The following is a 9,378-nucleotide window of genomic DNA, read 5'->3' as shown; positions in this document are numbered from 1 at the left end:
GAGGGGGTGTCGCTCGGCAGGACGTTGCCCCAGATCTCCTTGAGGATCATGTTGTGGGTGAGCACCTTCCCGACATTGCGCGCCAGCAGGCAAAGCAGCTTGTATTCAATCGGCGTGAGGTGGACCTCCTCGCCGTCCACATAGGCGCAGCCCGCCGCGTAGTCGATTTTGAGCCCCCCGTTTTCAAAGACGCTGCTCTCCGTCCCCTGCCGCGCGCTGTCGTAGCGGATGCGCCGCAGCGCCACCCGCACGCGGGCGAGCAGCTCGTCCGCCGAGAACGGCTTGGTCAGATAGTCGTCCGCCCCCGCGTCGAGGGCGCTGATCTTGTCGCGGTCCTCGCTGCGCGCGCTCACCACGATGATCGGCAGGCTGCTCCAGCCGCGCACCTTCCTGATGATCTCGACCCCGTCCATATCGGGCAGGCCGAGATCGAGGATGATGATGTCCGGATGGCCGGACACCGCCTGCATCAGCGCGGACGCGCCCGTCTCGGCGGTCAGGTAGTCATAGCCCTGCGTCTCCAGCGTGGTGGCGATCAGGTTCCGGACCGCCTTGTCGTCCTCGACCACGAGGATGGATGTCTTATTCATGGCAGTTCACCTCTTCCGCTTGCAGTGTAAAGGAAAATACGGTGCCGTGCGGGATGTTGTCCCGCACCGTGATCGTCCCGCCGTGGGCGGTGATGATCGATTTGCAGAGCGAGAGCCCCAGTCCCAGCCCGCGGCGGCCGTCCCCCCCGCGCTTATTCTGCGCGGTGTAGAACATCTGGAAGAGCTTCTCCTTGGCTTCGTCGGGGATGCCCCCGCCGTCGTCCGCGATCTCCACCCGGACCATCTCCCCCTCCCGCCGGGCGGTGACCGTGATGCGGCTGCCGGGCGGGGTGTATTTGACGGCGTTGTCCACGATGTTGATGATCACCTGGATGATCAGCCGGGAATCCATCCGCGCCATCAGCAGGTCGTCCTCCTGCACGGTGGCGATCGTGTGCTCGCAGCTCCGGCGGCTCAGGTGCCGGAGCGCCTCCCCGATCACCTCGTCAAGCAGCTCGGGCTCCATGCGGATGTTCATCGTGCCGTTTTCAATCCGCGTCACCGACAGCAGGTTTTCCACCAGGTTGATCAGCCACATCGAATCGTCGTAGATGTCGGTGTAGAGCTGGTGCTTCTTCTCCTCGCCGAGCTTTTCCGCGCTCCCCATCAGGATGCCCGCGTTTCCGGAAATGCTCGTCAACGGGGTGCGCAGGTCGTGGGAGATCGCGCGCAGCAGGTTGGCGCGCAGCTGCTCCTGCTCCACCTGCATGGAAATCCGCTTCTTCTGCTCGGCCTCCCGCATCTTCTCCAGCGCGAGGGCGAATTCGCCCAGCATCGCGATCAGGATGTTGCGGTCAAAGACGTCGAGCGGCGCGCCGTCGTCCATCGCGATGCCCACCACCGCGTAGACGGTATCGTGGTTGCGCACCGCGAGGTAGAGGCATTTGGAGCCGGGCAGCGTGTCGGTCGTCGCGCCGGCGTGCTTGTTGTTGCGGTAGACCCAGTGGGCCGCCGCGCGCTCATCCGCCGTCGTATACCGGGCGGGATCCCCCTGGGCGCCCGGCGCGGTCCAGACGCCGGGCTCCCCGGGCCCCGCCGCGGTGAGCGGATAGAGGAGCACCGTCTTATTCAGCAGGCGCAGGAGCTGGCCGGACATCTGTTCAAACGCCTCCCGCTCGGTCTCGGCGCGTAGGAGCTTCTGGCTCGTTTCGAGCAGGACCTCGGTGCGGTAGGCCTTCATCGCGGCCTGCCGCGCCTGACTGCGGACCCGCATGGTCAGCGTGCTCGTCAGGAAGGACGCCATGAACATGACGCCGAAGGTGACGTAGTAGCCGGGGTCGTTGAAGCGGAAGGTGAGGTAGGGATCGGTAAAGAAGTAGTTGAAGGCGAGCACGCTGAGCAGCGAGGCGGCCGCGCCGTAAATTCTACTGCGGGTGCACATCGCCACGAAGAGCACGCCGAGGATATAGACAGTGATGATGTTCGCCTCACGGAAGTTCCAGCGGTAGAAGAGCATGGAAACCAAGGAGGCGGCCGCGAGGATTCCGGCCGTCTTGAGGGTATCCGTCCCCGAAAGCCCGGCGGACACCTTCCGCCAGCCCCGCGCGGCGGCGTAGGGGGGCGCGTTGTCGGGGATGATGTGGATGTCGATGTTGGGCGCGAGCACGGTCAGCCGCTCCACCAGGTTCTGGCGGCGGGAGAAGAGGCCCTTCCTGTTGTTCGAGCGGCCGATGACGATCTTCGAGACGCCGCTCACCTTGGCGTATTCCGCGATCTGCGCCGGGATGTCCTCCCCATAGACGGTGGCGATGTGCGCGCCGAGCTGCTCGGCCAGCCGCAGGTTTTCCCGCAGGCGGCCGCGGTTTTCGCCGTCCAGCTCGGCGGTGCCGGGCGTCTCGACGAAGAGGGCGGTAAAGCTTCCGTGGAACGCCCCCGCCATGCGGGCCGCGGTGCGGATGACCTTGGCGTTGGAGGGGGAGCTCGACAGGCAGATGAGGATGTGCTCCTCGGTGTAGTAGTCCGCGCCCAGCGGCTTGCCGCGTTCCGCGATGCGGTTCACCCGGTCGGCGGTGCGGCGCAGCGCGATCTCCCGCAGGGCCACGAGGTTCTCCCGCGTGAAGAAGTGCCCGAGCGCCCGGTGCGCCTGGTCGGAGGCATAGATTTTCCCCTCCGACAGCCGTTCGATCAGGTCGTCCGGCTCGATGTCCACAAGCTTGACCTGGTCGGCGGAGTCAAAGACGCTGTCCGGCACCCGCTCCCGCACGATCACCCCCGTGATCGAGGCCACAATGTCGTTGAGGCTTTCGATGTGCTGGACGTTCACCGTCGTGTAGACGTCGACGCCCGCCTTGAGAAGCTCCTCGATGTCCTGGCAGCGCTTGCGGTGGCGGCAGCCCTCGGCGTTCGTGTGGGCCAGCTCGTCCACCAGGATAAGCTGGGGGCGCCGCGCGATCGCGCCGTCGAGGTCGAACTCCCGCAGCGCGACCCCCTTGTAGGCGAGGGAGAGCGGCGGCAGCCGCTCGAGCCCGTCGAGCAGTTCGAGCGTGGCGGGCCGGGTGTGCGGCTCGATGTAGCCCGCCACCACGTCCACGCCCGCGTCTTTCGCGGCGTGCGCGGCTTCGAGCATCGCGTAGGTCTTGCCGACGCCGGCGGCATATCCGAAAAAGATCTTCAGGCGGCCCCGGCTTTCCTTGGGCTTCTCCTCCCTGATCCGGGTAAGAAGCTGGTCGGGGTCGAGGCGCTGTTCATCCATCTCCGCGCACCTCCGTTTCCTTCCCCAGTTTATCACAAAGATCATTAGAAGAACATTACGATATCCGCCGCCGGTGTAAAGATTCTGTTAAGATTCCGTTAAGGGCCCGCCCGTTTATGAAACCTTAAGGCCTGCCCCCAAAAGCCTAACACCGCGTTTATGGCATTTGTGCTATAAATATTGCGTTGAGCAGGAACACCGCCAAACAAAAGAAAGAGGTGACTATCGTATGAGTGCCGTAATTGCCGTCATTGGCGCCGCATCGGTTTTGATGTTCGCTTACCTGGTTTATATTCTGTTCAGAGGTGATGAAAAATGACCAACCAAATTGTTCAGTATACCCTGTATGTGGCGATCCTGATCCTGCTGGCGGTCCCGCTGGGCAAATACATGTACCATGTCATGACCGGCGAAAAAACGGTCCTCTCCCCCCTGCTGCGGCCGGTCGAAAGGGGCCTCTTCAAGATCATGCGCGTCGACCCCGGCCAGGAGATGACCTGGAAGCAGTATGCGCTGGCCGCCGTGATGTTCAGCGTCTTCGGGTTTCTCTTCCTCTTCCTTCTCAACCTGTTTCAGGACGTCCTGCCCCTCAATCCCGAAGGACTGCCCGGCTGTTCGTGGCACCTCTCCTTCAACACGGCGGCCTCCTTCGTAACCAACACCAACTGGCAGGCCTACTCGGGGGAGAACACCCTTTCCTACCTCATCCAGATGCTCGGGCTGACGGTGCAGAACTTCGTCTCCGCCGCGACGGGCATCGCCGTGATGTTCGCGCTCATCCGCGGGTTCGTGCGGGTGAAATCCACGGGGCTCGGCAGCTTCTGGGTTGATCTCGTACGCACGACGCTCTACATATTGATCCCGCTTTCAATCATCGTGGCGCTGGTCATCGCCTCCCAGGGCGTCGTCCAGACCCTCGCGCCCTATGACACCGTCGACCTGCTCCAGCCGGTCGTGCTGGAGGACGGTACCACCGTCACCCGGCAGGTCGTCCCGCTCGGTCCCGCCGCCAGCCAGATCGCGATCAAACAGCTGGGAACCAACGGCGGCGGCTTCTTCGGGGTCAATTCGGCGCATCCGCTCGAGAACCCGAACGCACTTTCCAACCTCTTTGAGATGATCTCCCTGCTGCTCATCCCGGTGGCATGCTGCTTCACCTTCGGATACGGCGTCAGGGACAAACGCCAGGGACGCGCGCTCTTTTTGGCGATGCTCATCATGCTGGCGGTCTTCCTCGGCATCGCGGCGGTCAGCGAGGCAAGCGCCACCCCACAGCTCGCGCAGCAGGGCGCGGTGGATGTCACCGCGTCCGACATGCAGGCGGGCGGCAACATGGAGGGCAAGGAGACCCGCTTCGGCATCGCGGCCTCCACGACGTGGGGCGTCTTCACGACCGCGGCCTCCAACGGCTCGGTCAACTCGATGCACGACAGCTACACCCCCTTCGGCGGCATGATCGAGATGCTCCAGATGGAGCTCGGCGAGGTCGTCTTCGGCGGCGTCGGCTGCGGGCTCTACGGCATGGTCGGCTTCGCCATCCTCACCGTCTTCATCGCCGGGCTGATGGTCGGGCGCACGCCCGAATACCTCGGCAAAAAGATTGAGCCGCACGAGATGAAGATGGCGGTGCTCGTCTGCCTCGCCACCCCGGTCGCCATCCTTATCGGCACCGGGCTGGCATCCGCCCTGCCCGCCACCGTCGACTCCCTCAACAACGCCGGCGCGCACGGCTTCTCCGAAGTCCTCTACGCCTACTCGTCAGCTGGCGGAAACAACGGCTCCGCCTTCGCGGGCTTCAACGCGAACACCCTCTTCCTCAACCTGTCGATCGGGCTCGCAATGCTCTTCGTGCGATTCGTGCCGCTCATCGCGACGCTCGCGATCGCGGGCTCCCTCGCGGGCAAAAAGAAGGTCGCGGAGGGCGCCGGGACCCTGCCGACCCACAACGCCCTCTTCATCGGACTGCTCATCTTCGTGGTCCTGCTCGTCGGCGCTCTGAGCTTCTTCCCGGCGCTCGCGCTCGGACCCATCGCAGAGTTCTTCCAGATGATTGTTTAAAGGAGTGAACCCCTCATGAATGAAAAGCAAACGGCCTTCGTAACAAAGGATTTGACGCTCCGGGCGGTGAAGGACTCCTTCGTCAAGCTGGCCCCCAAAACCCAGCTGTGCAACCCGGTCATGTTCCTCGTCTATGCCTCGGCAATCCTGACCACCGCCCTCTATGTCTGCTCCCTTTTCGGGATCGCGGACGCGCGGCCCGGCTTCATCCTAGCGGTGGCGGTCATCCTCTGGTTTACCGTCCTCTTCGCCGACTTCGCCGAGGCGATCGCCGAAGGGCGCGGCAAGGCACAGGCCGACGCGCTGCGCGCCGCCAAGCAGGACGTGACCGCCAACAAAATCCCCTCCCCCGACCGCCGGGACGAGATCACCCTGGTCAAGAGCGCCTGCCTCCGGAAGGGAGACCTCGTCCTCGTCGGCGCGGGCGAACAGATCCCCGCCGACGGCGAGGTCGTCGACGGCGCGGCGTCGGTCGACGAGAGCGCGATCACCGGCGAATCCGCGCCGGTCATCCGCGAATCGGGCGGCGACCGCAGCGCCGTCACCGGCGGCACCACCGTCACCTCCGACCAACTCGTCATCCGCGTCACGAGCGAGGCGGGCGAGAGCTTTCTGGATAAGATGATCGCGATGGTCGAGGGCGCCTCCCGCAAAAAGACCCCCAACGAGATTGCGCTGCAAATCCTGCTCGTGGCGCTGACGATCATATTCCTGCTCGTCACCGTCTCCCTCTTTCCCTTTTCCGCCTTCTCCGCCGGCCAGGCCGGGATGGCCAATCCCACCTCGGTGACCGCGCTGGTCGCCCTGCTCGTCTGCCTCGCGCCCACCACGATCGGCGCGCTGCTCTCCGCCATCGGCATCGCGGGCATGAGCCGCCTCAACCAGGCCAACGTCCTCGCGATGAGCGGCCGCTCAATCGAGGCCGCGGGCGACGTGGACACCCTGCTGCTCGACAAGACGGGCACCATCACCCTCGGCAACCGGCAGGCGTACGAATTCATCCCCGTCGACGGCACCGACGTCCACGAGCTGGCCGACGCGGCGCAGCTCTCCTCGCTCGCCGACGAGACTCCCGAGGGGCGCAGCGTCGTCGTGCTCGCCAAGGAGCAGTTCGGCCTGCGGGGCCGGAACCTCAGCGGCCTGCACGCCAAATTCATCCCCTTCACCGCCAAGACCCGGATGAGCGGCGTGGACTGCGAGGGCAGCGAAATCCGCAAGGGCGCGGCCGAGGCGGTCAGGGCCTACGTCGCCGAACAGGGCGGCGTCTACTCCAGACAGTGCGAGGAGGCCGTCGAACAAATTTCCCGCCAAGGCGGCACCCCCCTTGTCGTCGCCAAAAATGGGCGGGTGCTCGGCGTCATCCATCTCAAGGACATCATCAAGCAGGGCGTCAAGGAAAAGTTCGCCGACCTGCGAAAGATGGGCATCCGCACCGTTATGATCACGGGCGACAACCCGCTCACCGCCTCCGCCATCGCGGCGGAAGCGGGAGTGGACGACTTTCTGGCCGAGGCCACCCCCGAGGGAAAGCTCCAGATGATCCGAGACCTGCAGGCCAGGGGGCACCTCGTCGCGATGACGGGAGACGGCACCAACGACGCGCCCGCGCTCGCGCAGGCGGACGTGGCCGTCGCGATGAATACCGGCACGCAGGCGGCCAAGGAGGCGGGGAACATGGTCGACCTCGACTCGTCGCCGACCAAGCTGATCGACATCGTGCGCATCGGCAAGCAACTCCTCATGACCCGTGGCAGCCTGACCACCTTCTCGATCGCCAACGACGTAGCCAAATACTTCGCCATCCTGCCCGCCCTTTTCATGGGGCTCTATCCCGGGCTCTCGGCCCTCAACATCATGGGCCTGCACAGCGCCGAAAGCGCCATCCTCTCGGCGATCATCTATAACGCGCTCATCATCGTGGCGCTCATCCCGCTGGCCCTCCGGGGCGTCCGCTACCGGGAGGTGCCCGCCGCGAAGCTGCTCTCCCGCAACCTCGTCGTCTACGGCCTCGGCGGCATCATCGCCCCGTTTATCGCCATCAAACTGATCGACATGCTGCTCGTCCTCTTCGGACTCGTGCTCTAAAGAAAGGCGGATTATCACATGAAAACCCTGAAAGAATATACGGTCAAGGCGCTCGTGGTCTGCATCATGCTCTCCATCCTCTGCGGCATCGTCTACCCGCTCGTCGTCACGGGGATCTCCCAGCTCGCCTTCCGCCGGCAGGCGGACGGCAGCATCATTGAGGTGGACGGCAAAAAATACGGCAGCACCCTGCTCGCGCAAGAATTTACCGGCGACCAGTATCTCTGGGGCCGCGTGATGGTCCTCAACACCAGCACCTTCTACGACGACAACGGCAATCCGCTGCTCTACGCCGGTCCCTCCAACAAGAGCCCCGCGAGCGAGGAATACGGGCAGATGATCGCCGAGCGGGTCGAAAAGATCCGCGCCGCCCATCCCGAGCACGCGGACGACCCCATCCCGGTCGACCTTGTGACCGGTTCCGGTTCGGGCCTCGACCCGCACATCTCCCCCGCCGCGGCCGAATACCAGGTGGAACGGATCGCGGCCGCGCGCGGCGTCTCCGCCGACGAGGTGCGCGCGGTGATCGCAAAATACACCGACGGGCGGCTGCTCGGCGTGTTCGGAGAACCGACCGTCAACGTGCTCGAGGTGAACCTCGCCCTCGACGGGATTTTAAGCTAGTTCTTCATCCAAACGTTTCGCCAGCCTTTTCAAAGGCTGCGGGGTCAAGGGGCAGCGCCCCTTGTCGACGCCGCAGCGGCGAAAGGCCCGCCGCAAATGCGGCGGGCCTTCCCTTTATACAACTGCTTCCGCGAAGCCGCCGCTCTCCCGCAGCGACCCGTCGGGCATCACCCACAGCGCCTCGGTGTCCTCCATCCCCTCCACAAGCGCCAGCCCCTCCTCATAGGGCATGTTGTAGAGCGCCGTCGACAGCGCGTCCGCGACCCCCGAATCGGGCGTCAGCACGCTCACCGCCGTGTAATACGCGGCGGGCATCAGCGTCTCCGGGTCGATGATGTGGTGGTAGGTCCTCCCGTCCACCGTGTAGTACCGCTGGTAGCTGCCGCTCGTAACGAGCGAACGGTCCGTAAGCCCCACCGTACAGAGGAACTGCGAACCGGCCTCCCCCATGTCGGGATTCTGCACTCCCACCTTCCAGGGGGAACCGCGCCCGTCCACGCTCCCGACCGCGCGCACGTTGCCTCCCACGCTCACGAGCAGACTTTCGACGCCCTCCGCCTCCGCGGCCCGGCAGGCCCGTTCGACGGCGTATCCCTTGGCGACCGCTCCCACGTCGAGGCGCATCTCCGGGTCCGCGAGATAGACGGTGGAGGCCGCCTCGTCGATTACGATCTTGTCGATGTCGGTATGTTCCGCGGCCTCCCGCAGCTTTTCCATCGGCGGCAGTTCGGCGGAAAGCGGGTCGTCGATTCCCCGCTCCCGGTAGTCGTGCCAGATCGAGAGCACGCTTCCAAACGCGACGTTCACCTTTCCGCCCGTGAAGGCGTAGAGCTCCTTCGCTTCCAGCAGCAGGTCGATCACCGGGCGGTCCACCCTGACCGGCGCGACGCCCGCGCGGTCGTTGATCGTCTTGATGTTGTGGACGCCCTCGTAGTCGTGATAGATGTCGTAGAGCCGGTGGTAGCGCTCCAGCTCGTCGTGGATGAGCTGCGCCTCCTCGGTAAACGCCGCCTTGTCGTCGGTATAGCCGACGATCGTCGTTACCGTGTCGAAGAGGGTCAAAAAGGTCGCCTCATACCGCGGCGTCTCCGGCTCCGGCCTCCCGCAGGCGGGCAGCGCCGCCAGCAGCAGCGCGAGCAGGCATGCCGTCCATTTTCTCATTCGTCTGCACTCCCGAAAAAGGAAGGGACGGTTCCCGCCCCTTCCTTTTGAATCTGGTCTTCCGTTCAGCCCGCGTTGTCAGCGGCCTTCTGGAGAATGACGTTGAAGTCGCCGATACCGATCGTCACCGAGGCGGCCAGCTCCGCGTCCGTCGGGGAGCCGTGGTCG

At 64.7% G+C, this 9,378-nt stretch carries 6 protein-coding genes; 3 read left to right on the top strand and 3 right to left on the bottom strand.

The window, feature by feature from the left end; all coding sequences use genetic code 11:
- Both RDM88_RS09790 and RDM88_RS09785 read right to left on the bottom strand, forming a co-directional pair.
- On the bottom strand, nt 1-590 hold a 590-nt coding region (locus RDM88_RS09790; RefSeq protein ID WP_308754661.1), incomplete at its 3' end, for a response regulator.
- On the bottom strand, nt 583-3,282 hold the full coding sequence (locus RDM88_RS09785) for a sensor histidine kinase KdpD (RefSeq protein ID WP_308754660.1): 2,700 nt from the start codon (nt 3,280-3,282) through the stop codon (nt 583-585). The genes RDM88_RS09785 and RDM88_RS09790, both read right to left, overlap by 8 nt.
- A 315-nt stretch (nt 3,283-3,597) precedes the next feature.
- Between RDM88_RS09785 and kdpA the strand changes: the two genes are divergently transcribed.
- From kdpA to kdpC, 3 genes are read left to right on the top strand one after another with little or no spacing between them, the layout of a single operon-like run.
- Nucleotides 3,598-5,340 carry a potassium-transporting ATPase subunit KdpA gene (gene kdpA / locus RDM88_RS09780; protein ID WP_308754659.1) on the top strand — a complete coding sequence of 581 codons (1,743 nt, stop codon included), beginning with the start codon at nt 3,598-3,600 and terminating at the stop codon, nt 5,338-5,340.
- A gap of 15 nt (nt 5,341-5,355) precedes the next feature.
- Nucleotides 5,356-7,425 carry a potassium-transporting ATPase subunit KdpB gene (kdpB, locus tag RDM88_RS09775; protein WP_308754658.1) on the top strand — a complete coding sequence of 690 codons (2,070 nt, stop codon included), beginning with the start codon at nt 5,356-5,358 and terminating at the stop codon, nt 7,423-7,425.
- Nucleotides 7,426-7,443: 18 nt separating this feature from the next.
- Nucleotides 7,444-8,049 carry a potassium-transporting ATPase subunit KdpC gene (gene kdpC, locus RDM88_RS09770; protein WP_308754657.1) on the top strand — a complete coding sequence of 202 codons (606 nt, stop codon included), beginning with the start codon at nt 7,444-7,446 and terminating at the stop codon, nt 8,047-8,049.
- A gap of 114 nt (nt 8,050-8,163) precedes the next feature.
- On the opposite strand, the gene RDM88_RS09765 is transcribed toward kdpC, so the two are convergent.
- A complete protein-coding gene (locus RDM88_RS09765) occupies nt 8,164-9,210 on the bottom strand; it encodes an FAD:protein FMN transferase (protein ID WP_308754656.1) in 1,047 nt (348 codons plus the stop codon).
- Between the last annotated feature and the right edge of the window lie 168 nt (nt 9,211-9,378).

This window comes from uncultured Anaerotruncus sp., from assembly GCF_902490045.1.
Lineage (GTDB): Bacteria > Bacillota > Clostridia > Oscillospirales > Ruminococcaceae > Anaerotruncus.
Note: the sequence above shows the minus strand (reverse complement) of the source record. Positions and strands in the feature narration are given on the sequence as shown.

What these genes read in the sequence shown, in the direction of transcription:
- RDM88_RS09785 (WP_308754660.1), bottom strand. Translation starts at nt 3,282, where the DNA reads ATGGATGAACAGCGCCTCGACCCCGACCAGCTTCTTACCCGGATCAGG.
- kdpA (WP_308754659.1), top strand. Translation starts at nt 3,598, where the DNA reads ATGACCAACCAAATTGTTCAGTATACCCTGTATGTGGCGATCCTGATC.
- kdpB (WP_308754658.1), top strand. Translation starts at nt 5,356, where the DNA reads ATGAATGAAAAGCAAACGGCCTTCGTAACAAAGGATTTGACGCTCCGG.
- kdpC (WP_308754657.1), top strand. Translation starts at nt 7,444, where the DNA reads ATGAAAACCCTGAAAGAATATACGGTCAAGGCGCTCGTGGTCTGCATC.
- RDM88_RS09765 (WP_308754656.1), bottom strand. Translation starts at nt 9,210, where the DNA reads ATGAGAAAATGGACGGCATGCCTGCTCGCGCTGCTGCTGGCGGCGCTG.